This is a genomic window from Mycobacterium barrassiae (assembly GCF_025822765.1).
GTDB classification, from domain to species: domain Bacteria; phylum Actinomycetota; class Actinomycetes; order Mycobacteriales; family Mycobacteriaceae; genus Mycobacterium; species Mycobacterium barrassiae.
Genome location: NZ_JACKUK010000009.1, coordinates 168,703 through 191,448, shown reverse-complemented (window position 1 = coordinate 191,448; position 22,746 = coordinate 168,703). Strand labels below are relative to the sequence as shown.

The 22,746-nt window shown below is 64.4% G+C and carries 24 protein-coding genes and 1 tRNA gene; 9 read left to right on the top strand and 16 right to left on the bottom strand.

Annotation, left to right across the window (positions count from 1 at the left end; translation table 11 throughout):
• Positions 1–67 precede the first annotated feature (67 nt).
• Together H7J93_RS01685 and H7J93_RS01680 are read right to left on the bottom strand one after the other, a co-directional pair.
• Positions 68–298 carry a hypothetical protein gene (locus H7J93_RS01685; RefSeq protein WP_267304550.1) on the bottom strand — a complete coding sequence of 77 codons (231 nt, stop codon included), beginning with the start codon at positions 296–298 and terminating at the stop codon, positions 68–70.
• 142 nt (positions 299–440) lie between these two features.
• Complete coding sequence (locus H7J93_RS01680; RefSeq protein WP_267304686.1) at positions 441–869, bottom strand: GAF domain-containing protein; 429 nt, start codon at positions 867–869, stop codon at positions 441–443.
• Positions 870–902: 33 nt separating this feature from the next.
• Here H7J93_RS01680 and H7J93_RS01675 point away from each other — a divergent pair, with 33 nt between their 5' ends.
• Positions 903–1,166, top strand: coding sequence for a hypothetical protein (locus H7J93_RS01675; RefSeq protein WP_267304549.1), 264 nt, complete (start codon positions 903–905; stop codon positions 1,164–1,166).
• On the opposite strand, the gene menJ is transcribed toward H7J93_RS01675, so the two are convergent.
• A complete protein-coding gene (menJ, locus tag H7J93_RS01670; RefSeq protein ID WP_267304685.1) occupies positions 1,163–2,377 on the bottom strand; it encodes a menaquinone reductase MenJ in 1,215 nt (404 codons plus the stop codon). The two genes, H7J93_RS01675 and menJ, sit on opposite strands and share 4 nt — an antisense overlap.
• A gap of 63 nt (positions 2,378–2,440) precedes the next feature.
• On the opposite strand from menJ, the gene grcC1 reads away from it, so the two are divergent.
• From grcC1 to H7J93_RS01655, 3 genes are all read left to right on the top strand, one after another.
• The gene (gene grcC1, locus H7J93_RS01665) at positions 2,441–3,448 is read left to right on the top strand and encodes a nonaprenyl/(2E,6E)-farnesyl/geranylgeranyl diphosphat synthase (RefSeq protein WP_267304548.1); all 1,008 of its coding nucleotides are present in this window, start codon (positions 2,441–2,443) and stop codon (positions 3,446–3,448) included.
• A 91-nt stretch (positions 3,449–3,539) separates the two neighbouring features.
• Positions 3,540–4,421 carry a zinc metalloprotease HtpX gene (gene htpX / locus H7J93_RS01660; RefSeq protein ID WP_267304547.1) on the top strand — a complete coding sequence of 294 codons (882 nt, stop codon included), beginning with the start codon at positions 3,540–3,542 and terminating at the stop codon, positions 4,419–4,421.
• Between the two features lie 35 nt (positions 4,422–4,456).
• A complete protein-coding gene (locus H7J93_RS01655) occupies positions 4,457–5,029 on the top strand; it encodes a hypothetical protein (RefSeq protein ID WP_267304546.1) in 573 nt (190 codons plus the stop codon).
• Positions 5,030–5,147: 118 nt separating this feature from the next.
• Here H7J93_RS01655 and H7J93_RS01650 read toward each other — a convergent pair whose 3' ends face one another.
• Together H7J93_RS01650 and H7J93_RS01645 are read right to left on the bottom strand one after the other, a co-directional pair.
• On the bottom strand, positions 5,148–6,173 hold the full coding sequence (locus H7J93_RS01650; protein ID WP_267304545.1) for an NAD(P)H-dependent glycerol-3-phosphate dehydrogenase: 1,026 nt from the start codon (positions 6,171–6,173) through the stop codon (positions 5,148–5,150).
• A gap of 70 nt (positions 6,174–6,243) precedes the next feature.
• Positions 6,244–6,735 carry a YajQ family cyclic di-GMP-binding protein gene (locus H7J93_RS01645; protein WP_267304544.1) on the bottom strand — a complete coding sequence of 164 codons (492 nt, stop codon included), beginning with the start codon at positions 6,733–6,735 and terminating at the stop codon, positions 6,244–6,246.
• A 107-nt stretch (positions 6,736–6,842) separates the two neighbouring features.
• On the opposite strand from H7J93_RS01645, the gene H7J93_RS01640 reads away from it, so the two are divergent.
• Positions 6,843–6,928 (top strand) — tRNA-Tyr (locus H7J93_RS01640).
• A gap of 150 nt (positions 6,929–7,078) precedes the next feature.
• Here the strand turns inward: H7J93_RS01640 and H7J93_RS01635 are convergent.
• A complete protein-coding gene (locus tag H7J93_RS01635; RefSeq protein ID WP_267304543.1) occupies positions 7,079–7,627 on the bottom strand; it encodes a TetR/AcrR family transcriptional regulator in 549 nt (182 codons plus the stop codon).
• A 178-nt stretch (positions 7,628–7,805) separates the two neighbouring features.
• Between H7J93_RS01635 and H7J93_RS01630 the strand changes: the two genes are divergently transcribed.
• Entirely contained in the window at positions 7,806–9,977 is a 2,172-nt protein-coding gene (locus tag H7J93_RS01630) for a molybdopterin-dependent oxidoreductase (protein ID WP_267304542.1), read from the top strand.
• A gap of 16 nt (positions 9,978–9,993) precedes the next feature.
• Here H7J93_RS01630 and H7J93_RS01625 read toward each other — a convergent pair whose 3' ends face one another.
• The 3 genes from H7J93_RS01625 to H7J93_RS01615 all read right to left on the bottom strand — a co-directional run bounded on the left by H7J93_RS01625 (position 9,994) and on the right by H7J93_RS01615 (position 12,444).
• Entirely contained in the window at positions 9,994–10,956 is a 963-nt protein-coding gene (locus H7J93_RS01625) for a spirocyclase AveC family protein (RefSeq protein WP_267304541.1), read from the bottom strand.
• A 108-nt stretch (positions 10,957–11,064) separates the two neighbouring features.
• Positions 11,065–11,766, bottom strand: coding sequence for a histidine phosphatase family protein (locus H7J93_RS01620; RefSeq protein ID WP_267304684.1), 702 nt, complete (start codon positions 11,764–11,766; stop codon positions 11,065–11,067).
• 60 nt (positions 11,767–11,826) lie between these two features.
• Positions 11,827–12,444 carry a phosphotransferase-like protein gene (locus H7J93_RS01615; protein WP_267304540.1) on the bottom strand — a complete coding sequence of 206 codons (618 nt, stop codon included), beginning with the start codon at positions 12,442–12,444 and terminating at the stop codon, positions 11,827–11,829.
• 95 nt (positions 12,445–12,539) lie between these two features.
• Between H7J93_RS01615 and H7J93_RS01610 the strand changes: the two genes are divergently transcribed.
• Positions 12,540–13,652: an LLM class flavin-dependent oxidoreductase gene (locus H7J93_RS01610; protein WP_267304539.1), complete on the top strand. Its 1,113-nt coding sequence runs from the start codon at positions 12,540–12,542 to the stop codon at positions 13,650–13,652.
• 12 nt (positions 13,653–13,664) lie between these two features.
• Here H7J93_RS01610 and H7J93_RS01605 read toward each other — a convergent pair whose 3' ends face one another.
• Positions 13,665–14,111, bottom strand: a complete 447-nt coding sequence (locus tag H7J93_RS01605; protein WP_267304538.1) for a hypothetical protein — start codon at positions 14,109–14,111, stop codon at positions 13,665–13,667.
• Between the two features lie 198 nt (positions 14,112–14,309).
• Positions 14,310–14,798: an ArsI/CadI family heavy metal resistance metalloenzyme gene (locus tag H7J93_RS01600; RefSeq protein ID WP_267304537.1), complete on the bottom strand. Its 489-nt coding sequence runs from the start codon at positions 14,796–14,798 to the stop codon at positions 14,310–14,312.
• 100 nt (positions 14,799–14,898) lie between these two features.
• On the opposite strand from H7J93_RS01600, the gene H7J93_RS01595 reads away from it, so the two are divergent.
• On the top strand, positions 14,899–15,258 hold the full coding sequence (locus H7J93_RS01595) for an Rv2640c family ArsR-like transcriptional regulator (protein WP_267304536.1): 360 nt from the start codon (positions 14,899–14,901) through the stop codon (positions 15,256–15,258).
• 79 nt (positions 15,259–15,337) lie between these two features.
• Entirely contained in the window at positions 15,338–16,483 is a 1,146-nt protein-coding gene (locus H7J93_RS01590; protein WP_267304535.1) for a serine hydrolase domain-containing protein, read from the top strand.
• A 12-nt stretch (positions 16,484–16,495) separates the two neighbouring features.
• On the opposite strand, the gene H7J93_RS01585 is transcribed toward H7J93_RS01590, so the two are convergent.
• The 5 genes from H7J93_RS01585 to H7J93_RS01565 all read right to left on the bottom strand — a co-directional run bounded on the left by H7J93_RS01585 (position 16,496) and on the right by H7J93_RS01565 (position 22,729).
• Positions 16,496–17,419 carry a DUF4436 domain-containing protein gene (locus H7J93_RS01585; RefSeq protein WP_267304534.1) on the bottom strand — a complete coding sequence of 308 codons (924 nt, stop codon included), beginning with the start codon at positions 17,417–17,419 and terminating at the stop codon, positions 16,496–16,498.
• Between the two features lie 127 nt (positions 17,420–17,546).
• Entirely contained in the window at positions 17,547–18,425 is an 879-nt protein-coding gene (locus H7J93_RS01580; RefSeq protein ID WP_267304533.1) for a DUF4344 domain-containing metallopeptidase, read from the bottom strand.
• A 79-nt stretch (positions 18,426–18,504) separates the two neighbouring features.
• Positions 18,505–19,752 carry a hypothetical protein gene (locus H7J93_RS01575; RefSeq protein ID WP_267304532.1) on the bottom strand — a complete coding sequence of 416 codons (1,248 nt, stop codon included), beginning with the start codon at positions 19,750–19,752 and terminating at the stop codon, positions 18,505–18,507.
• A gap of 158 nt (positions 19,753–19,910) precedes the next feature.
• Positions 19,911–21,386, bottom strand: a complete 1,476-nt coding sequence (locus H7J93_RS01570) for an APC family permease (RefSeq protein WP_267304531.1) — start codon at positions 21,384–21,386, stop codon at positions 19,911–19,913.
• Positions 21,387–21,388: 2 nt separating this feature from the next.
• Entirely contained in the window at positions 21,389–22,729 is a 1,341-nt protein-coding gene (locus H7J93_RS01565; protein ID WP_267304530.1) for an FAD-binding oxidoreductase, read from the bottom strand.
• Between the last annotated feature and the right edge of the window lie 17 nt (positions 22,730–22,746).

The window sequence follows — 22,746 nt, the reverse complement described above, 5'->3', positions numbered from 1 at the left end:
ACTAAGGGGTTGATCGCACGCATCTGGTGCAGGTGATCAACCCGCTAAGCGCGCTATCGCAGTTCGGTTAGCCGAACGCGATCGGGTCGCTCCCGAGTCCGGGGAGAATCACGTCGTCCATGCCCTGCTGCGACGGGGTGCGGTTCTGCTGCTGCTCGCGGACGGGCCCGCACACACCGACGTACGTGACTTCTTCACACGGTCCACTGGGGGCGGCGCTCGCAACCGTGACGGAGCCCAACGCAGCGGCAGCAATAGCTATTGCTGCGAACGCCGATCGAACTATCAGCCTTTGCATCGTGCATTCCTTCCGCCGATGCCTAGTGGAACGCTCGTGTGTTCAAGAATAATCCAGCTGAGCCGTCGACAATAGGTCCTCTAGCAGGGCTTATATTTAGTCTGGCTGTCAAATTCGCCGGCGTTTTACGACGGTTTCGCGCTCAAATCCCGTGACGCTTACGCCAAATCGCTTCTGTTTGCTCGCCGACATTCGGATCGTGGGTCTGTTGGAAATTGCGTCCGCCTCGCGCGAAGGTCGCCAGCACCGAGGCGGGTACGTCAGGCTCGAGCACCGGATCGGTGACCCACCGACAGGGTCGAACGTGGACGAGGTCGACCGCGGCGCCGTCATCGTCATGAAAAAGCGGACCCTCGATGCGCCCGAGCCAGTACAGCCCATCGGCGTCGCGCGTCCATACGAACGAACCGTCGGCGACGGCGCCGAACCGGGTGACTCGACGGTCCAGCCGTTCGTCGGCCCCCGCGTCGCCGAAGCCGACGAGGCCCATCGCCAGCGCGCGATCGATGGTCGGTTGCAAGTCGAAGTCGTCGCTGCGGGACCGCATCGGAGCGCGGTACACATCGACCATCCGCTGGGCCACCCGCGCTATTCTGCACGCGAGATGGCTACGTTCAAGCGGTATCTGATGTTTCAGGCGATGACGTTCGTCTTCGGCATCGTCGGCCCGCTTTTCCTCATCATCTACTTCGCGACGCAACCTGATCCCACGATCCGCTGGGCGTACTGGTGGGGTCTGTTCATCACCGCGGCAGACATCTTGATTGCGTTGGGGCTCACCGCTTCAAGCGCGGAAAACAAGACACCCGCGGACGTGAGCATCGCGATGGCGTTGCAGAAGCGGATGCTCCGCGGCGATGACGACTAGCGGAACGGCGGTCGTTCGTCGATCCTTCGCGACAGCACGCCCGCTCGGCGCCACACCCGCGCAACCCAATCCGCGTCCTCGTCGGTGACGAAGTTGCCCATCACACGGACCGCGATCGTCATCAAGAAGGTCGACCGCATCGCCAGCGGCCCCGTCGCGGGCAGGAACCGCGGAATCGTCAGCAGCAGACCCAGCCGGCGGGCCACGGAGAAGCCCTGCGCGTAATGCTCGGACAGGACCGCAGGCCACGCCGCCGTCAGATCGCCGGTGCCCAGCAGCTCGGCCGCCAGCCTGCCGGTCTCCAGCCCGTAGTCGATGCCCTCGCCGTTCAGCGGGTTGACGCAGGCCGCGGCGTCGCCGATCAGCATCCAGTTCGGCCCGGAGACCCCGGAAACCGCGCCGCCCATCGGCAGCAGCGCCGACAGACCCGCGCGTGGCTGACCGTCGAAGCCCCATTCCTCGCGGCGCAGGTCGGTGTAATACGACATCAGCGGCCGTAACGCGGCGTCAGCGGGACGCTTCGAGGTCGCCAGCGCCCCGACGCCTATGTTCACCTCGCCGTTGCCCAACGGGAAGATCCAGCCGTAGCCCGGCAGCACCTCACGTTGCGGCGAGCGCAGCTCCAGGTGCGACGTGATCCACGGCTCGCTCGCCCGAGGCGTGGCGATGTACCCGCGGATCGCCACCCCGTACACCGTCTGCTTGTGCCACTCGCGGCCCAGCACCCGGCCGAGCGTCGAGCGTGCGCCGTCGGCGACGATGAGCTCACCGCATCCGATCTCCGCACCCGAGTCAAGGATCACCGACGACACGCGTCCAGACGAATCATGGTGTACATCAACGGCTTTGGCGCCGAGCAGCATCTTGGCGCCTTCGTCGACGGCGACCATGCGGATGCGGTCGTCGAGTTCGGTGCGTGGCACCGCGCTGGAGGTCGACGGAAACGACGGTCCCGGCCACTCGATTTCCACGTCGGAGCCGAACCCCGACATCCGCAGCCCGCGGTGCCGCACGCGGCCGTCCAGCCACTCCCCGAGCCCGAGGCGCTCCATCTCCTGGACCGCCCGCGGGGTCAGCCCGTCACCGCACGCCTTGTCGCGGGGGAATTGCGCGGAGTCGATCACGAGCACGTCGCGCCCGGCGCGGCAGGCCCACGCCGCGGCGGCCGAACCGGCGGGTCCAGCCCCCACCACGACCACGTCGGCCTTCATCGATCCCCCGGTCGCTCCGCTCCTGCCCGCCGGTAAGTCCATGGTTCCCAGTATGTTGGCAGGGTGAGAACGCCCGCGAGTGTGGTGGCAGGGGTCGACTTCGGGGACCCCGTGTTTGCGCAGGACGTTCGCGAGGCCGTCGCCCGCATCGAAGATCTCATGGCCACTGAGCTGGGCAAAGCCGACGAACTGATGTCCGAGGCGGTCCAGCACCTGTTCCAGGCCGGCGGGAAGCGGTTCCGTCCCTTGTTCACGGTGTTGGCGGCCCGGTTGGGCCCCGAACCCGATGCGTGGCAGGTCGACGTGGCAGGCGCCGTCATCGAGCTGGTTCACCTGGCGACGCTGTACCACGACGACGTGATGGATGAGGCGCAGATGCGTCGCGGTGCGCCCAGTGCGAACGCGCGCTGGAGCAACAACATCGCGATCCTGGCCGGTGACTACCTCTTCGCGACGGCGTCGCGGCTGGTCTCGCGGCTGGGGCCGGAGGCAGTGCGCGTCATCGCCGACACCTTCGCCCAGCTGGTCACGGGCCAGATGCGCGAAACCCGCGGGGCGGCCGACCACGTCGACTCCGTCGAGCACTACCTCAAGGTGGTGTACGAGAAGACCGCCTGCCTGATCGCGGCATCGGGCCGGTTCGGGGCGACGTTCTCGGGTGCCGACGAAGAGCAGATCGAACGGCTGAGCCGCCTCGGCGGCATCGTCGGCACGGCGTTCCAGATCTCCGACGACATCATCGACATCGACAGCGACCCAGACGAATCCGGCAAGCTGCCCGGCACCGATCTGCGCGAGGGTGTGCACACGCTGCCGGTGCTCTACGCGCTGCGGGATACCGGCCCGGACGCCGACCGGCTTCGCGAGCTGCTCACCGGCCCGATCGAGAACGACGACGACCTGGCGGAGGCTCTCGCGCTGCTGCGCGCCTCGCAGGGCATGGTCCGGGCCAAGGAGACGGTCGCCGAGTACGCCGCGCGGGCGCGCGAGGAACTGGCGAATCTGCCCGAGGGCCCCGGCCGGCAGGCGCTGGCGACGCTGGCGGACTACACCGCCAACCGCCACGGCTGACAGGCTGCGGAACTTGTCGAGCCTGTCTATGCGTTAATTCTGCTGTGATACGTCTCGGTGTGAGTATTCGGCCCGGAAGGAGACAGCCGCGATGACCTGGCATCCGCACGCCAACACCGCCAAGACGTTCTTGCTGCTTGCGGGCTTTTCGGCGCTGATCGTCTTCATCGGGGCGCTGTTCGGCCGGAACATCATGTATCTGGCCGTGCTGTTCGCCGTCGGCATGAACGTCTACGTGTACTTCAACAGCGACAAGCTGGCGCTTCGGGCGATGCACGCGCAGCCGGTGAACGAGATGCAGGCGCCGGTGATGTACAAGATCGTCCGTGAGCTGGCGACCACCGCGCGCCAGCCGATGCCGCGGCTCTACATCAGCGACACCGCGGCCCCCAACGCATTCGCGACGGGGCGTAATCCGCGCAACGCGGCGGTGTGCTGTACGACGGGCATCCTGGGCATCCTCAACGAACGGGAGCTGCGGGCGGTCCTCGGCCACGAGCTGAGCCACGTGTACAACCGCGACATCCTCATCTCGTGTGTGGCCGGGGCGATGGCGTCGGTCGTGACCGCGCTCGCGATGGTCGCGCAGTTCGCGGGGATGTTCGGCGGCAGCCGCGAGGGTGGCTCCAATCCCTTTGCGATGCTTCTGGTTGCGCTTCTCGGGCCGATCGCCGCGACGGTGATCAAGCTGGCGGTCTCCCGGTCGCGTGAGTACCAGGCCGACCAGTCGGGCGCGGAGTTGACGGGCGATCCACTGGCGTTGGCGAGCGCGCTGCGCAAGATCAGCGCGGGCGTGCAGCAGGCACCGCTGCCGCCAGAGCCGCAGCTGGCCGACCAGGCGCACCTGATGATCGCCAACCCGTTCCGGGCGGGGGAGCGGATCGGCAAGCTCTTCTCGACGCATCCGCCGATGGAAGAGCGCATCGCACGGCTGGAGGCGATGGCCGGCCGCGGCCCGGACCGCTATTACTGAGTAACGCCTGCAGGCCGGCGGCCGATGAAAAGGCCATGCTGCGAGTCACAACTGCACCCTTTAGGGTGTGGACCGTGCTGAACAGAAGGTTGATCGGCGTCGTGGGGGCCGCGGGCGCGGCCCTGATCGGCCTGCCGGGCATCGCGATGGCCCAGCCGTCGCCGCCACCCCCGCCGCCACCTCCGAACGTGAATGCGTACGCTCCGGCGAAGCTGTCGGATTACCAGGTGGTGGACGGCCAGTGGTACGCCTTCAGGACGCCCGACGGGCTGACCTGCGTGCTGCAGCGCAACGGCGGCTACGGCTGCAGCGGGGCGATTCCCGCGGCGCCACAGGGGGCCAACCTCGTCAGCGGCGGCCCCGGAGTCCCATCGTTCGCGAATTCGGCCGGAGATGTGTTCGCCGGGGTCGACGCCACGCCGCTGCCAGCCGGTTCAAGGCTCAGCTTTCAGACGGTGAGCTGCGGCAGCGACGGATCGGTGACGACGTGTGCGGACAGCCGCAACCAGTCTGGGTTCGTCCTCAGCCCCGCGGGCAGCTACATCATCAATGGCGGCGTTAACCCGCTCCTGGATCGACCCGAGGGCACCAACCCGTACTTCAACTGAGCGTCATGGTTGTCGGCGGCCCTATGACCGAGATTGAACCGACGGTCGTTGGCCTCGCACAGCCCTGTGTTCAATCTCGGACATAGCACTCAAAAAGTAGGTGCCCAGCCCCTCGAGGTCAGAACCCTGCCCCGTGCACCTCGTGCCCGGGTTCCTCGCGCATGAGGCCGCGGTAGGCCTGCTCGACGGTGGAACCGTGGTTGACGACGCCATCGACCTCTCTGGCGATCGGCATCGAGATGCCGTACTTGTCAGCGAATTCCATGATGACGCTCGCGGCCTTGACGCCCTCGGCGACCTGATTCATCGACGAGATGATTTCCTCGATCGTCTTACCGGAGCCGAGCTGTTCGCCGACGTGGCGGTTGCGGCTGCGCTGGCTGGTGCACGTGACGATGAGGTCGCCCATGCCGGCGAGACCGGCGAATGTATCGCGGTGGCCACCCATCGCCTCGCCGAGCTTCGACATCTCCCGCAGGGCGCGGGCGATCACCATAGCGCGCGTGTTCTCGCCGATGCCAAGGGAATACCCCATGCCGACCGCGATCGCGTACACGTTCTTGAGCGCGCCGGCCATCTCCACCCCGACCACGTCGTCGGTGGTGTAGGTCCTAAACCGTCTGGTGCGGAACAGGTTTCCGAGGTTCGACGCCAGACTCTGGTCGGGCATCGCGAGCACCGCCGCGGCGGCGTATCCCTCGGCCACCTCGCGCGCGATGTTCGGTCCGGCCAGGATGCCCGCCGGGTGGCCGGGCAGCACCTCGTTGACGATTTGGCTCATCCGGTAGTTGGTGCCCTGCTCGAGGCCCTTCACCAGCGAGACGACCGGCACCCACGGCCGTAGTTCCTTGGCCAGCTCGGTGAGCACCGCCCGGAAGCCGTGCGACGGCACACCCATCACGATGACGTCGGCGCACTCGGCGGCCTCGGAGAAGTCGGTGGTGGCCTGCAGCGTCAGTGCCAGCTCGACGTCGTTGCCGAGGTACTTGCTGTTGCGATGGCGCTCGTTGATGTCGTTGGCGGTCTCCTCGGAGCGCACCCATTGCAGCGTCGGGCCGCGCCGGGCGCAGATGGACGCCACGGTGGTGCCCCAGGAGCCTCCACCGAGGACGACGACTTTGGGTTCGCGTTGCGAAGGTGCCATGCCGATCAGGGTATGACCGGAGGCTGGAAACGAGGGCCGATTCGGGAACGCCGCCGCTTACTACGCCCGGTCAGCGGTAGTTGACGAACTGCAGAGCCACCTCGAGGTCGGAACCCTTCAGCAGGGCGATGACGGCCTGCAGATCGTCACGTTTCTTCGAGGAGACCCGGATCTCGTCGCCCTGGATCTGGGTCTTGACGCCCTTGGGGCCCTCGTCGCGGATGATCTTGGTGATCTTCTTGGCGTGCTCGGTGCTGATGCCCTGCTTGATCTGGCCGCTGACCTTGTAGGTCTTGCCCGAGGCCTGCGGCTCGCCGACGTCGAATGCCTTCATGGAGATGTCCCGGCGGACGAGCTTCTCCTTGAAGACGTCGATCGCGGCCTTGACGCGCTCCTCGGTCGAGGACGTGATGACGACGGTCTCCTCGCCCTGCCAGGCGATTGAGGTGTCGGTCCCGCGGAAGTCGTAGCGGGTGGACAGCTCCTTGGCCGCCTGGTTCAGCGCGTTGTCGACCTCCTGGCGGTCGACCTTGCTGACGATGTCGAACGATGAATCCGCCATTGGACTCTGTCCTCCTCGATATGTCAGGTGCGTTTTCGTCTTAGCACCATCCTCGTTGTACCCTGCTAGTCGCACCAAACCGGGCCACCCGGCCGGTGCAGCACCCAGGCAGGTTGCCCGAGCGGCCAATGGGAGCGGACTGTAAATCCGTCGGCTAACGCCTACGCAGGTTCGAATCCTGCACCTGCCACCAGCATGTTCGCAGTCAAGCCCGCCTTTCAGCGGGCCTGACTGCGTTATGGATGACCGCGTGATGTTCGAGGCATGTACCCGGCGACGCGCGGATGACGCTCTGATGCGGTGCTGAACCGGGGCAGTGCGCCTATGAAGCGCACCCTGGTCGTCAGCGGGCCGCCCCATGAAGAAAGAACCGTGTGAGCAGGCTCTCACGCTGTTCACCGGCGGTGACTTCGCGAACGGCGATCGTCGTTTGAGTGAGCACGATGAAATTGCGGGCCAGCCATACTGGGTTCACATCGTCACGAAGCAATCCCGCCTGCTGCCAGCTCTCCATCAATCGCGACAGTCCGATCGGGTCGGGCCCAGCTGCCGACAGCGTAGGGGTGTCGATCAGAAACGCGTACTTGTCCCCAAATTTTATTGCGTGCGAGGCGAATTCATGAACTGAAGCCTCGTTCGGGGCTAGCGCGGCAGCCATCTCGACGATCCGGCGCCCTTCGATCAGGGCGTCGTCGAGCACTGCCTCGAGCAGTTCGCGTCGTGTCGGGAAGTGTCGGTACAAGGTCGCGCGGTGGACTCCGGCGACCTCGGCGACGCGGTCCATGGGAGCGTCACGGTCACGGTTGAAGGTGCGGGCGGCAGCCGTGACGACGCGCGCTCGTGTCGCTCGGTGGTCTGCGCGACGCGCAACTTCGGCCTTTTCCCTTTGCACCCTTCGAGATTAGGGCAGAAGAGTGGCGCGAGAGATGACCGTCGTCCTCATGAGCGGGACAGTTCACATTCTCGTGAACCGCGACTTCGCATCATCGCGGCGCAAATACGGTACGCATACTACGAAGGGTTTGTAGTTTTGCCACTCAATTGCGTAGCAAATTGCTATTGTGATCGCTATGTCGCTGACGATCCTGCGCACGTGCAATCTGTGCGAGGCGCACTGCGGAATCACGGTTGAAGTCGAGGGCGACGCGGTGTTGCGTATCGCCGGTGACAAGGAGGACGAGTTCTCTCGCGGCTATGTGTGTCCGAAAGCGCCGGCGCTGGCCGATCTCTATGAAGATCCTGACCGGCTGCGCCACCCGGTCCGCCGGGTCGGTGACCGTTGGGAACGCATCAGTTGGGGCGATGCCTTCGCGCTCGTAGAGTCTGGCATTCGCACGGTGCAGCGACGCTACGGACCTGACGCCGTCGGAACATATCTCGGCAATCCCGGCGCACACAATTGGGGTTTCTACGCGTTCTTCGCGATGCGCACGGCCCTGCGCACCAGCAGCAACTGTTCTGCCTCATCGCTGGACCAAAGTCCGCAGCAGGTTGTCAACGGCGAAGTGTTAGGCAACGCCGCAGTTTTCGCCGTGCCCGATATCGATCGGATCGACTACATGCTGATGCTCGGCGCGAATCCGGCGGCGTCCAACGGTTCAGCGATGACCGCGCCCGGGGTGCGCAGGCGTCTGCGCGACGTGATGAACCGGGGCGGGCGCGTGGTAGTGGTGGACCCGCGTCGAACCGAAACTGCCGATTTGGCAACGGAGCACATCGCTGTGCGACCGGGCGGAGACCCGTTCCTCCTGCTCGGGATCATCCATGTGTTGTTCAAAGAAGGCCTGACGTCTCCTGGACGCCTCGCGGCTTTCACTGATGGCAGCGATGAGGTACGCCGAATTGCCGACGAGTGGCCGCCCGCACGCGCCGGTGAGTACGCCGGCGTCGATGCTGCGACCATTCAACGGATCGCTCGCGAATTCGCCGCCGCCACTGCGCCCGTCGCCTACGGCCGCGTCGGGGTGTGTCAGACGCGCACCGGCAGTGTCACACACTGGCTCATCCTGGCGCTGAACGTCATCACCGGTCGACTCGATTCTCCTGGTGGGTCGATGTTCGCCAAACCACCCGTAGATCTTGTAGCGGCAGGACGTCTCGGTACGCGTAAGGGTGTCATCGGCATCAATCCGATGCTGCGCGACCGCGTTACGGGCCGGCCGGTCGTGAACGGTGAATTCCCGGTTGCGACGCTTCCCGATCAGATCAACGCCGGACGAGTGCGGGCCCTGATTGTCCACGCGGGTAACCCCGTGCTGTCGGCGCCCGGCGGGCGGCGGCTCGATGCCGCGTTGGAGCGGCTCGACTTCTTTGTTGCCGTAGACATGTACGTCAATGAGACATCGCGCCATGCGAATGTGATCTTGCCGCCGGTGTCGGCGCTGCAGCGCGATGACCTGGACCTGGTTTTTGCGGCGATGTCGGTACGCAATCATGTCCGTTACAGCCCGGCTGCAGTTCCGAAAGACCCAGATGGACTTGAAGACTGGGAAATACTCAACGCTCTGACGCAGCGCGTGAGTCATGGGCTGCGCGGGCGGCTGATCGCCAACACGGTGGGGCGCATGTCGCCGAAGCGGCTGGTCGACTTGGCCATTCTCACCAGTCCTCGCGGTGTTTTGCGTGCGGGGCCCCGACGCGGGTTGACGTTTCGCCGCATCAAAGAAGCGCCGCACGGCATCGACCTCGGCGCGCTGGAGTCCTGCCTCCCAGATGATCTGGGCACCCCGGACCGTCGCATCAAGTTGGCCGCCCCGCGGCTCGTCGAAGAGGCGGCCAAGCTGGCCAGGCGAGCCGAGGAGGACGCCGCGAGCCGTCAAGGTGGCTACGACCTCACGTTGATCGGTCGGCGTCAACTTCGGAGCAACAACTCCTGGATGCACAATTCGCCGCGGCTGATGAAGGGCGGCGATCGCTGTACCGCGATGCTGCACCCCGACGACGCAGCACAGCGCGGGCTCAACGACGGTGAAGTGGTACGCGTCAGCTCCGTGATCGGGTCAATAGAAGTTCCTCTGCAGGTCACCGATGCGATCCGGCGCGGAGTGGTCTCCATTCCGCACGGATTCGGCCACGACCGGCCTGGAGTCGGATGGCGACTTGCCGCATCGAAGGCCGGTGCCAGCGCGAACGACATCAATGATCCAGAGCTACACGACATTCTGTCTGGTAACGCGGCAATGAACTCGGTACCGGTGCGAGTCGACCGACTGCCGCAGGCGGCAGAAGCACCGACGACCTAGCGCAATCGCCGTCCGGTTACGGCACCGGGAAGTACGACGGAAAAACGTTCGGTGGGGCTGTGCGCATGGCGGCGAATAGATTCCACGGGAGGAAATAGAGGAGGAGGTACGTGACTTCGAGGAACGCGAATATCGCGAAGAATCGAAGGATCGTTGATGGTTGCTGTCCGCCGCGCGTCGCGGGCAGGCCTCTCTCCACGAACGTCAGCCCGTCCTTATCCCGGTACCAACGGAATGCGGTCAGCGCGGTCCACACGAGAGAGAACAGAATCGGGTTGTAGACGGGCCAGGCGTGTTGGGTGCCATCCCAAAGTGTCAGTGCCTCATAAGGTCTGATGTTCGCGATGGCGCCAATACGGAGGTAGACATTTTCCGAGATCGCCTCGATGAACATGTTCGAAACGAACACCACGCCGAACGCGCGCAGCGGCCCCCACGTGGGATATCGGTTCTGCAGGTAGGTCAACAATGCGCATCCGGAGCGCACAGCCAGGAAGAACGCCCACGTGTACGCGCCAAATACGAAGCCGATTGGTACAGACCATAATTCAGGCTGTGGGCTCTGCCATCCGGGGATGTACCCGCCCCATGAGCCGACGTTCAGGTGATGCGCGTTGTACTGAAATGAGAAGGACCAGTAGTTGTCCATCACATCCCAGAAGTTGAGCAGAAACGCGGCGATCACGAACAGCCCGTCGAACCCGAGCGGGCGTCGCTGGATCAGCGGTCTGACCACAACCCATCCGACGATCGCCAGAAAGGCGGCGAATTGAATCCACTCGAGCGCATGCATGAGCACCAACTGCGCAGTGGGCATCGGGTCGTCGCCGGGTGGCACCGACGACACCCCGCCGGCCAGCCACCGCCCCAACGAGTAGCACGCGAGAAGCAGCGAAGCCGCGCCGAGCACGGGCCAGAAATACGTCAGGCCGCGACGAGCCCCCGTGCGTGAACTGGTGTCTGACAGTAGCGCTGACACTCGGACTCCTCGCCGGGTTGAGGCAACTAAATGCGACATGAGTGTCGCACTTAGTTGCCGGCCGGGTCAAGGGTGTTGGAGGGGAAATCGCCCTTGAGCCTTGATTGACTACTCCGGTATCGGCGCGCCGTCCCAGTACGTGAGCCGCCAGCCATCTTGGGGGCTCCCAGTGACGACGATGCGCCCCAGGTTCGGCAGCGGATGTGTCGTCAGTAGGGAGTCGTCCGGATTGCTGACGTTCATCAGGACCCAGAGCATGGTCGAGGTCGAGTGCCCGAACGCGATGGGATTGTTTTGGCCGCTGTCGTAGATGGTTTGGACCGCTTCGTTGAAGCGCGCGAGGAATTCGTCGCCCGTGATGGAACCCGGGATACCGGTGCTGAGATCGCCATCGAGCCACGCGGCAGTCTCGGTCACATGTGTCTCGGGTACCGGTAGGCCTTCGTACTTGCCCGCCTCAATCTGTCGAAGACCGGGCAGCACAGTCACCGGAAGGCCCAGCGCCTGCGCCAGTGGTTCTGCGGACTGCTGCGCGCGCAGCGCTGTGGAGGCGTAAACGCCGTCATACCCGTTGGCGCGCAACTCGTTCGCGGCTGCTACCGCATGCCCGAAGCCGAGAGGGCTGAGGGCGGGCCCCGGCACGGAGGTGTCGACGAGGTTGGCCGCATTACTCAGCGACTCCGCGCTCCGGATAAAGGTCAGTGTGATCATGTGGTCGTTGGCATGGGCGGACCCTGCCCCGATCAAGGGGGTAAACACAACCAGGATGCCGGCAATCGCGGCGCGCGAAAGTACTCGTCTCAGCGTCATAGCCAAAGGAATCTACGCTGCGGATCGCCTGGTCGGTCATGTTTGACCAAGCCCGAGAAGTCAAGAGATGAAGCGTCGCCGCAGCCGATCGAATGCCGTGGGGCGTGGAAGGGCCTGGTACTTCTCGCAGATGTCCTGCGCCAGTACCTGAGGAGCGACGCCGGTGGTGTCCAGCTCGAAGTCGTACTCCATGTCGGCGTGGGCGAGGACGGCACTTCCGCGATTCGAGCCGGCGATGCGACCGCCGCGCTCACGTTCCCGCCGGGCGCCTTCCTCATCGGACACGTGCAGACCCACCAACCACACGTCGTAACCGTCGAAGGTTGAGAGCAAGTCAATAAGCCAGTCTCGAGTCCAGATCAGGTCATCGGAGATGACGTTGATCCCTTCGTCGAGGAAGGCTCGGATGGCGAGATAGCGGGCGTGCATCGCCTTTTCGAGAAGGGGCCCGGGAGTGACGCTCAACCATTCGAGGCCGTCGGCGTCGACGGTGAGATCCCACGTGTAGTACTCGGGACGCACCTGCTGTAGGTCGAGCTGGCTGTGTGGCAGCGCGCCCCAGAACGCGTCGATACCAAGGTGCAGCCAGCATTCGGAGGCCAGCTCCTGAAACTCCAGGGCTACTGAGCTTTTCCCCGCGCTGGAGCCGCCGTTGAGGACGATCAACTTCCCGGTCATCAGGCGCCGAGGTTACTGCACGTTCCAGGTCTTTGAAGGCCCACCGACGACGACAAATGATGTGAGCCGCAATAATCCTCGTGAGAGGACACCGAATGGCGCCAGCGAAAGGGCGAATCGTGAAGGTCGGGATGCTCGTGTCACCGATGCACCCGTTCGAGTCGTACCGCATGATGGTCGCCGCCGCAGAGGAATCCAACGTCGACTCGCTGTGGGTTCCCGACCACATTTTGGGCTGCGCGCATCCGGCGCTCTGGCCTGACATGGCGTTGTCAACGCTGTCGCCGGATGCCGACGCGTGGTACGACCCGTTTGTTTGCGTCGGGCTGATCGGGCGTGAGTCCACCCTCCCCATCGGGATCTGTGTCACCGATGGAATCCGCCGGCGTGCGCCGGATGTCGCGCGATCCGCGCTGACACTGCATCAAGTGTGCCGTGGGGGCTTCGTTCTCGGCGTCGGGGCGGGGGAGGCGGAGAACTTGGTACCGTTCGGCTACGACTTTTCCACCCCCGTAACACGTTTCGAACAGTTCCTGGTCGCGCTGCGATCACTCCTCGATCACGGCACCATGCCCGAGGGGCTCTCCGGCCGGATGGGACTTCCGTTGCAGCGCGACGATGTCGGTCCCCCAGAAGTGTGGGTGGGCGGTCAAGAACCGCGCATGCTGCGCCTGGCGGGCACTTACGGTGACGGCTGGGTGCCGGCCTGGCCGATGAGCTCGTCGGATTACGGGGAGAAACGCCGTATCCTCGCCGGGCATGCGGAAAGGGCAGGCAGGCCGACACCTGAATGCGCGATGCATATCTCGACACTATTGGCCGAATCACGTTCGCATGCAGCAGATCTGATGGAGCGCGACCCACTAGGAAAACTTGTGGCGCTGATGGTGTCGGCAGAGATCTGGGCGAAACATGGGCTGAAGCATCCGGCCGGCGATGACTGCCGCGGTCTGGTCGACGTGATTCAACACGAACTCGATCCGGAACAACTTCGGGCACTTGCGCCCATGATCCCGTTCGAGCTTGTCGAGGAGTTCTTCTTCATCGGCAACGCCACCGAAATCACCGAGCGAATCAGCGGCTACGCCGACAACGGACTCGAGCACGCCATCCTCGGGAATGTGACCGGGACTGTCGGTGGTGTCGACGAAGTGACCGCCAATATTGGGCAGTTGGCCACGCTGGTGGCTGAGCTCAAGAAGCTTTAGCCAGAACCGCGGTCAGGCCGCGTGACGGTCTGCGCGGCGAGGAGCGGCGTCGGACGTGGCTTCCGAAGCCTCGCGCAGCTGAGCACTGAGCGAGTTGAACTTGATGGCGAACGCCTGCGCGCTTCCGCTGGAGCCGTATGAGTAGGGCTGCAGGCGGCGGATCTCGTGGCCGGCGTTGTGGATGGTCATCCGAACTTCGCCATCGCTTTCGGCTTGGCGCGGGGGAGTGCTGACGACGACCTCGGCCTTGAGTCCGTCGAGCGGCAACCGCAGGGCATCACTGCCGGACCCGACGATGAGGTGGCTGGCGGTCAGGCGCAGATCGTCCCAGCTCATCAACACACCGTCCACCCGATCTCGGCGGCGTCGCATCTGCTCCACGAATATCGCGACCGCCATCATTGCTGCGACTGCCACGAACAACACCGCGATGAACACCGGGCTGAATTTCGGGTCCACCGTTCCCCCCCTCCCGCGGATCGCCTGGCGAATGAATTCATCTTCGCAGTGATCCCCATCACATCACTCTTTGATCAAGATGTATCCAAAATCGCGAAATTTGAATCAGAAAACAGAACGTATCCGGGCGGTGTTGACGGTGAGTGGATGCTTTGTGGACGCCGGAGGCGAACATCGCTCACCGCCGACGGCGCGACCTCAGCAGCAGGCCGTCGGCGTTTCGGCGCGGTGCCCGTCCGTCACATCGCCGTCGTTGCAGGCACCGCATGAGCATCCGCCCGACGGGTCGGCGCCCAGCAGTGCGGGACTGGTGCCGAAATGCTCGGAGTCGGCGAGGACCGTGTAGATCTCCCACCTCTCGCCGCCGGGCCCAGTCACCCACGCCTTGTCTTGGGTGGCGAAGCAGCACGTCGTGCCCATCTCTTCTTCGGTGAACATCCCCTGCGCGGCCAGGCGACCGATCTCTTCATGGACGGTGTCGCTGGAGTCAACCTCGACCCCAAGGTGGTTGAGGGTGCCGCCTTTTCCTGGGTTCTCGAGTAACACGAGCTTGAGGGCGGGCTCGGCGACGACGAAGTTGGCGTATCCCTCCTTGAGTTTCGCTGGCTGGGTGTTGAACAGCTTCGAGTAGAACTGCACGGCCTCGCCGAGGTCGTCGACGTTGAGGGCGAGTTGAACACGGGACATGGTGACCTCCGTCTACCTATGTGACTTATGTCGAACTTTTGATGGCACCGATGATGCCACCTTTTCGACTTATGTCAATATCCTGTGGCAGAATGCAGCCATGCCCAAGGCCCTGCCCATGGTCGACGTGTCCTCACCCGTCTGTTGCTCACCAGTCGCGGCCGGGCCGCTCGGCGATGACGAGGCACTGGAGATCGCGCTTCGTCTCAAGGCCCTGGCTGACCCGGTGCGGGTGCAACTGATGTCGCTGTTGTTCAGCAGCGATGCGGGTGAGGAGTGCAGCAAGGATCTGGCTGCCGCGGTGGGACTGGGCGAATCCACTGTCAGCCATCACCTTTCGCAATTACGTCGTGCGGGCATGGTCGAATCGGAGCGGCGCGGCATGAACGTGTACCACTGGCCCCGGCGTGAGTCCTTGACCGCACTCTGCACGGTGCTCGATCCGAACTGCTGCCGCTGAATCAGCGCAATCTCAGCTTCTGCTCAGACGACAGTCGATTCACGGGTCAGCGCTATATCCTCGGCGCCAGGAGGTAGCCATGATGGACGTCAAACGTGGAATGGCACTTCGACTCGTTGCAGTCGTGCTACTACTCGCCGCCTGCGGTGACCAGAGCGACGCCGCCGAAGAACCCTCTCCGACAACGCAAGCAGGCGCGCCTACGACGTCCACCGTTTCGGTGACGGGTGCGGCTGATCCCGACTTGGCGGCCAGCAGTCAGAGCGTGTTGGACGGCGCCGTCAAGGCCGATGAGCCAGGATGCTCCGCGGCGGTTGGGATCGAAGGCGACGTGGTCTGGTCAGGAGCCCGGGGTCTCGCCGACCTGGAAACGGGCGCGCAACTCACCACTCACAGTGTCTTCGACATCGCCTCGGTGTCAAAGCAATTCACCGCAACCGCAATCCTCCTACTGGCGAACGACGGCAAACTGTCGCTCGATGACTCGCTGGCGAGTCACTTACCCGGATTACCCGAATGGGCCGAAACCGTGACCGTCGAACAGCTGATGCACCAGACGAGCGGCATCCCTGACTACATCGGGCTGCTCGAGGATGCCGGATACGACTACACCGACCGCACCACGCAGGAGCAGGCGGTGCAGGTATTGGCGAAAGTGCCTGAGCTGCAGTTCGAACCCGGCTCCCAGTTCGACTATTCGAACTCCAACTACCTGCTGCTCGCCGACATCGTGCAGCAGGTCTCCGGCCAACCGTTGCCGGCATTCTTGAACGCGCGGGTCTTCAAACCACTCGACCTGGCGATGACAATGGATCCCCGCGTCCTGCCAGACAGTGCGCAGCCCTACGAATATGACGACAGCACCGGCGAATACACCCTGGCGGTCACCGCCTGGGAGCAGGTTGGCGACGGCGCGGTCCAGACCACGCCGTCCCAACTGGTCCGTTGGGCGGACAACTACCGCACCGGCAAAGTGGGCGGCCCGAAGCTGCTCGAGGCGCAAACCGCGGGAGCGGTGGAGACCGATCCCGACGGCGACGAGCGCTACGGCGCGGGTCTATTCGTCCTACCCAACGGGGAGCTCTACCACGATGGTGAGTGGTCCGGTTCGGTCACCGCGTTCCACGTCAGCCCGGACCGACGTACGGCCATCGCCGTCAGTTGCAACACCGGGAATCAGGATCCGGAGGCCATTGCGGAGGAACTCGGAAACCTCTGGCTGTAGCCGACTCCAGAACTAGTCGACCTGCCTTTGCCAGGAGACGACCGCCATCACCATCGCGGTGACCAACGCGACGAGGACCCACAACACGAGGGCGACGTCGATCCAGGCCCCCGGCGGCGGCGCTCCCGGGAGGATGTTCCGCAGCGGGACGACCGCGAACAGCATTGCGGCGTACCACGTTAGGAACGGCATCTGGAATGCCTTACGTCTCGTGATCACTTGCACCGCTGTGATGATCGCCAGCGTCGGCAGGGTGATCAACACGAGGCAGATGCCGAGATCGAATGCGAGTGGGCCAAGGGACCGTTTCAGTGTCAGCTTGGTTGCGGTTTCGCTGCCGGAGTCGTTTGGTCCCGGGGCTACCTCGTCGGCGTAGAGGTCCCAGCCCTGCAGCGCCCCTTCGAGTTCGACGCGGGCGGGCATGTACTGCCGGTCCTCGCCAGATCCGACGAGCAACGTCGCACTGATCGGCGCGGTTGTGTACCGGTCGAACGGCCAATTGTTCACGTCACCATCGAGGTCGAGGGTGGTGGTCTTTTCGGCGGGGGACTCACCGGCGGGAAAGTTCAAGTCGCCCAGGGTATTCCACGGGTACAGCCGCACCGAGATGTCGGTGTTGAGGACCTCGAGGCGTTCGTCGACGAGGTCATCCTGTGGGACGACGAGCACCTTGACGTCGGCCTGGTAGTCGACAGTGCGCAATGCCTTCACCGTCACGAGGACGACTGTCTCGGATCCGTCGCCCTCGTCGGCCGGGCCCAACTCCGTGGCAGAACCGGACAGCTCCCAATACGCGAACAGCGTGACAACGTAGGCCAACACGAAGAGCACAACGACGATGAGAATCGTTGCGATGCGCCGCCCGCCGGAGCGTGGCTTGGCGCCGTGGCGCGTAGTTCCTTGGCGCTCTGGCGCCTGCGGGTTCTGGGGTTCCACGGACGGAATGTATCGGCTGATCGGCGATTACGCGGGTCTTTGGAAATCGCCGCCGACGCCAGTGTCAATAATGTCCTGCACGCGACGGCCGCCAGTTATCAAGATCACAGCCTCCATGGTGTCGCCGCTACTTCCAGTGGGGTTCGAGCAGTGTCGACCACGCTTGTTCGAGCTGTTCCCACTCCTCGGGGCAGCGCTCCGCACGGTCCTGGGGCAGTTGACCGTTCGCGACCAGGTCACCATTGGCTTCGGGATTGGATCCGTAGATCCAGCATTCCAAGTTGTAGACCCGCTGGAGGTTCAATGAGTGTTCGTCGGCCATGTCTTCCGCGGTGAACTCAGTCTGGACTTCTGCGAGTACGGCGAAAGCGCGCGCAAAGTCTTTCACTGCGTCAACCGACTGCGGGTCCTGGCCGTCCTCGCCTGGCGTCAGAAGTAGGTAGGCGGCGGCCTGATCGGCGGCGTCCTCCTCGCGTCCGGTGATTGGAAGGTCGTAAACGCTGACCGCCATATGAGCGAGCTCGTGATAGAAGGTCGTGTACTCGGAACCCAGCGCTGCCTCCAGGGGATCGGCGTCACCCGCCTTTGTGAACGCCGCAAGGGACCAGTCGGTGTCCTCGTAGCACATGGTGATCGCGTTGTCGGCCTCACTCCAATAGGCGTTCGGAGTACCGCATTGCGCTCCGCGCAGAGTGACGTCGTGGGGCAGGTTGAGCGACTCGTTCACATCGGCGGCGAGCTCTTCGAGCATTTGATTGTCCTGCTGAATCTTCTTCCCGTTCAGCGCTTCCGGGGTGTCGGCGTCCTCGTACATGACGATCATCGTCCCGCCGGTCCCGCCGTCCGCGGGGGCCTCGGGGGCCGGGCCGTTCTTCGAGTCGACGTTCTCCCCCGCCGACTGCGCGGCCGCCGACGACTCGGGAGATTCGGCCTCCTCCGTGGGAGAGCCGCTACACCCGGCCAATACCAACGCGGCCGCAAACACCGGAACAATTCGAGTGCGCATCGCTGTCTCCTTAGCACTGACCTGTGAAATTGACACGGTCGCAGATTTCGACCGTGAAGTAAATGGGTGAACCCGTGGGCTATTCGGTGTCCGGGTAGGCGACCGCGTCGACGACGCCGCCGCCGTTCACGTCGCCGCCGAGCAGCACCGTGGAGGTTCCCGACGCCGGGTCGTAGTCGAGTAGCGAGTCGCCGCTCCCGCACGCCTGCGTCGCTTGTAGCTGCAGCCGGCCGTCAGTAACACCGAGCACCCGGATGCTGTGCTCTTCTTCCACGTCCGGTACGGACACCGGGGTGGTCGTACCGTCGGTCGAGTTGAGCTTCGCGAGATAGATGTAACCGCATCCACCCGCCGCCTGGACGAACGTGCCTGCCGGCAGCTGCCAGGCGTTCAGGTCGGCCAGATCCGGACCGACGGTTCCGTCGTTCTCCGCGGTCAGCGGTCGCGGAGCCGTGCCGTCGATGGGGACGAGCCACAGCCTCGAAGAGCTGAATTCTGCTCCGTAGCAACGAGTTAGGGCGACGTCCTTCTCCCACCAGCGCACCGGGGTGCAGTCGCTGGTATTCGGAATCGATAGCTGGTCTCCGGGCGTCCCGTTGTTGCCCATCAACGCCAGACCGCTTTCGGTGCCGAGCAGCAGCCGAGTGCCGTCGGGCGTGGAGAGGGCCGAGGCGTTGAATTCGCTACCGAGCTTGTCGACCGGATACGTCAGTTGCTGCTTGCCGGAAAGGTCGACGCGCGTGAGTGAGGCCGGGCTGTCGACGTCGTTCGATTTCAGCAGCAGCACCGCCTTGCCCTCGGGCTGGGTGTAGCGCGGGACGACGGAGTAGCCGCCCTTGACCGGGAACGACGTGCGCTCGCCGGTGTGCAGGTTGACCTCGATCACGGTCAAGTCATCGCCGTGCCGATAGAAGAGTGCGCGGCTGCCGTCGCCCGACCAGTCGGCGAGTACCGGCAGCGAACCGTCGTCACCCGGCGCGGCGAACGTCGTGATCGCGTAACGACCCCCTTCGGGGTTGACGAGGTACAGCGTCGTCTCGGCGTTGTAGGGCGTCGGCTCGTCGGGGGAGAAGTCATCGCCGGGATTATTGGGCGAGGCGGCGTTCCACATCGCGAGCATCCAGCCCTGGCCGACCTCGGACCACGGGATGGCCTGGATCGGGGCCTCGGTGTTGTGGGCGACCATCTCCGCCGACGGAGTCGGCGACGGCGACGCGGGTGCAGAGGAGGTGCCGGGCTGCGCGCCCGGTTCCGTTGACGACGAGCATCCGACCACCACTACGGCGGCTGCTGCGACGACCGCTGCTTGATGCAAGAGCTTGTGCATGTGCGTTCCCTTCCAGTTGTGGAAGGGTGCGTCGGCGACCTTGAAGGATTCTTGACGAATTCTTGGAACCGTCGACGCCGAGACTGCGCACAGATCGCGTTTTCGCGCTGATCCGCGATCTGTGCGCAGTCTCGGTGCCTCCAGCGATCAGTGCGCGGCTACGGCGCAAACGAGGTAGCCGAGTCCTCGCCCGGCTCGTGCTCGAGGACATCGCGGTTGAAGTACAGCATCTTGGCGAAGTAGACCCCGCCCGTCAGGACCAAGCCGAGGACGATCAGGTCAGGAACCAATGCGTCCGATGGTGACACCAGCGCCAGCACGGCCAACGCAACCCAGATCACCGCGGCGACGGCCACCGGCAACTCGAAGCGCCCGAGGCTGAACGCGCCTTCCTTGCGTCCGAGGCGTTTCCGGACGGCGAGGTAGAGCACGACGATGCCGCCGTAGATGAGGGCAGGCAGCAGGGTCGATCCGATGATCAGTTGCAGCAATGCGGCACCGGGCAGCGCCACCATGAGGATGACGCCGATCCCGAGGATCAGAAGCGTCGCGAACACCGGGGTCTGGGTGCGCGGATTGACCCGGCGGAACACTGCGTGCGCGGGGAAACGCGCATCGCGGGCCATGGCGAACGCCAGTCGCGCGCCGGACGCCATGATCACCATCGCGGCACCGAACATCGCGATCGCGATGCCCGACAGCAGGATTCGCTCCGACACCGGTCCGAGTTGTTCGCGGATGATCGCAGCGACGGGTGACCCGCTGGTCGTCACCGACGGGATGTCCTTGATTGCCACAGTGAGCGTGATGACGAACAGCAGGCCGAGCACCCCCGACGCCACCACCGACAACACGATCGCGCGTGGCACGCTGCGGAACGGGTCCTTGGCCTCCTCGGCCAGGTTCGCGGCGGAGTCGAATCCCACGAGGGTTCCTATGCCCATGATCATGCCGGCCATCAATCCGCCGCCGATTGCGAAGTAGTGGGGGTCTGCTTCGGCCAGGCCCCGCGAGAAGAGGTTGTCGACCGTGCCGCTGCCGGTGACCGCCATGACGATGATGACGCCGATTATCAACAACACAAGAATGGTGAGTTCCAGCGCGACGGCGGTGGACGAGATCATGCCGAGCAGCCGCGTCGATGCGATGACGAGCACGGCCTCGACGAGCAGCACCGCGACCGTGATCAGACGCGCGACGTGTTCGTCCGGCGCCATGCCCAACAGCGGCATGAGGGCCTGGCTCACCAGTGCGTTCGTCATCGCGACCACTGCGATCGCCAGGTACCAGAACGTCAACCAACCGAACCACCAACCGATCTTGGGATTCGCCAGCCGTGAGGCCCACTGGTAGGACGAACCGCTAAGCGCGATGCGAGCCGCGAACTGCGCCACGACGAGTGCTACAAGGGTCTGCCCGATTCCGGCAAGGATGAACAGCCAGATGCCCACCGGTCCCGAGCTCTGCAGCACGGCGCCGTAGGTCGCGAAAATGGCGACCAGGACCGAGATGAACGCGAACGAGATCGCAAACGTCTGGAACGGGCCGAGGGTGCGCTTCAGTTCGGGTGCGTAACCGGAACTGCGCACCGCGTCGTCAGCGCTGCGGGGGCCCGCGATGTTCTCTGTTGTCATGGTTAAACCTTCACGCTCTGTTCGTAGCTGAACACGTTGTCGGGGTCGTACTTGGCTTTGACGGTGCGCAGGCGGTCGACGTTGGCCCCCCAGTATGCGGCTTCCCAGTCCGGCATACCGGTATTGGGCACGTTGACGTATGCCCCATTCACGTAGGGCTGCAGGGCTTCGCCGAACTCCGCAACCCACGCTTCACACGTCGCGGTCAACGGGTCGTCCGACGCGGGAAGCCCACCGCGGACACCCCAGCCGGCGCCGGGCTCGGCATAGTAGAGCGCATTGCGATGAACGAATGCGGACCCGCCAGCCGGTTCGCTGTTCTGGACCGCTCCGCCGAATGCGTTGGTGAAGTAGTTGGATTCCGGGGTCGGCGCCTGAGCCATGAACGTCTTGACGATGTTCACCGCTTCGGGCGGATACGGCTCATAGATGAACTGCGACAGGAATTTCCAGTTCGTCAACTCGTCTGCGGGTGGAATCTGGAACTCCGCATACGTGTCCGCCCAGCTCGCGTCCTTCACGACGACCTCCGGCTTGCCGACCGACAGGATCGGCGACAGCAGGTTCAACGCTTCGGACTCGGATCCCGACGCCAGCAGGGCGATCAAGACGAACTCATCGCGGCGTATTTCGAGTTGGCTCGTCAAGCGATTGTCGGTGTACGGCGCAGACTGTTGCCACGCGTCGTACACCTCCGGCAGCTCGTCGAGCCCCGTCCACGTAGCGGTGACGTAGAGGGTCTGCGTCAGCGGATAGGTCCGGTACGTCAGTGAGGTGACGATGCCGAAATTCCCGTTCCCGGCGCCACGTAACGCCCAGAGCAGATCCGCGTTGTTCTCTTCGTCCGCGACGATCGTCTCGGCCCCACCGCCTGCCGGCGCCACCACGATCTCCGCCGCTAGGAGGTTGTCGGACGCCATGCCGAAGTTACGGGTGAGCAGGCCGAAGCCGCCGCCGAGCGTCGCACCGACCAGCCCTACCGTGCCCTCGGTGCCGGTCGGCGCGGCACATCCGGCCTCGCCGAGTGACGTCACCGCCTCCAACTGGTTGAGCCCGGCGCCGACCGTGGCGGTGTTCGACGACGCGTCTATCGCCGCCGACTTGATTCGGCTGACGTCGATGACGAGTCCGTCGTCGACCGAGGACCAGCCCTCCAGGCAGTGCCCACCGCTCCTGACCCGGACCGGAACCTCGTTATGCCGTGCCCACGCAAGCGCATTGACCACATCCTGCGTCTCGCCGCAGTACACGATCGCTTCAGGACGATGGCGGAACAAGTGGTTGAAGCCGAGGTGTGCAGAGTCGTATCGCGAATCGCCCTGCCGGACAACGTCACCCGTCAAATTTGTATTCACTGTGG

What these genes read in the sequence shown, in the direction of transcription:
- H7J93_RS01680 (WP_267304686.1), bottom strand. Translation starts at nt 869, where the DNA reads ATGGTCGATGTGTACCGCGCTCCGATGCGGTCCCGCAGCGACGACTTC.
- H7J93_RS01615 (WP_267304540.1), bottom strand. Translation starts at nt 12,444, where the DNA reads ATGACCGGGAAGTTGATCGTCCTCAACGGCGGCTCCAGCGCGGGGAAA.
- H7J93_RS01570 (WP_267304531.1), bottom strand. Translation starts at nt 21,386, where the DNA reads ATGACAACAGAGAACATCGCGGGCCCCCGCAGCGCTGACGACGCGGTG.
- H7J93_RS01685 (WP_267304550.1), bottom strand. Translation starts at nt 298, where the DNA reads ATGCAAAGGCTGATAGTTCGATCGGCGTTCGCAGCAATAGCTATTGCT.
- H7J93_RS01610 (WP_267304539.1), top strand. Translation starts at nt 12,540, where the DNA reads ATGGCGCCAGCGAAAGGGCGAATCGTGAAGGTCGGGATGCTCGTGTCA.
- H7J93_RS01655 (WP_267304546.1), top strand. Translation starts at nt 4,457, where the DNA reads ATGCTGCGAGTCACAACTGCACCCTTTAGGGTGTGGACCGTGCTGAAC.
- H7J93_RS01630 (WP_267304542.1), top strand. Translation starts at nt 7,806, where the DNA reads ATGTCGCTGACGATCCTGCGCACGTGCAATCTGTGCGAGGCGCACTGC.
- H7J93_RS01595 (WP_267304536.1), top strand. Translation starts at nt 14,899, where the DNA reads ATGCCCAAGGCCCTGCCCATGGTCGACGTGTCCTCACCCGTCTGTTGC.
- H7J93_RS01600 (WP_267304537.1), bottom strand. Translation starts at nt 14,798, where the DNA reads ATGTCCCGTGTTCAACTCGCCCTCAACGTCGACGACCTCGGCGAGGCC.
- H7J93_RS01650 (WP_267304545.1), bottom strand. Translation starts at nt 6,173, where the DNA reads ATGGCACCTTCGCAACGCGAACCCAAAGTCGTCGTCCTCGGTGGAGGC.
- menJ (WP_267304685.1), bottom strand. Translation starts at nt 2,377, where the DNA reads ATGAAGGCCGACGTGGTCGTGGTGGGGGCTGGACCCGCCGGTTCGGCC.
- htpX (WP_267304547.1), top strand. Translation starts at nt 3,540, where the DNA reads ATGACCTGGCATCCGCACGCCAACACCGCCAAGACGTTCTTGCTGCTT.
- H7J93_RS01645 (WP_267304544.1), bottom strand. Translation starts at nt 6,735, where the DNA reads ATGGCGGATTCATCGTTCGACATCGTCAGCAAGGTCGACCGCCAGGAG.
- H7J93_RS01580 (WP_267304533.1), bottom strand. Translation starts at nt 18,425, where the DNA reads ATGCGCACTCGAATTGTTCCGGTGTTTGCGGCCGCGTTGGTATTGGCC.
- H7J93_RS01620 (WP_267304684.1), bottom strand. Translation starts at nt 11,766, where the DNA reads ATGACGCTGAGACGAGTACTTTCGCGCGCCGCGATTGCCGGCATCCTG.
- H7J93_RS01590 (WP_267304535.1), top strand. Translation starts at nt 15,338, where the DNA reads ATGATGGACGTCAAACGTGGAATGGCACTTCGACTCGTTGCAGTCGTG.
- H7J93_RS01575 (WP_267304532.1), bottom strand. Translation starts at nt 19,752, where the DNA reads ATGCACAAGCTCTTGCATCAAGCAGCGGTCGTCGCAGCAGCCGCCGTA.
- H7J93_RS01675 (WP_267304549.1), top strand. Translation starts at nt 903, where the DNA reads ATGGCTACGTTCAAGCGGTATCTGATGTTTCAGGCGATGACGTTCGTC.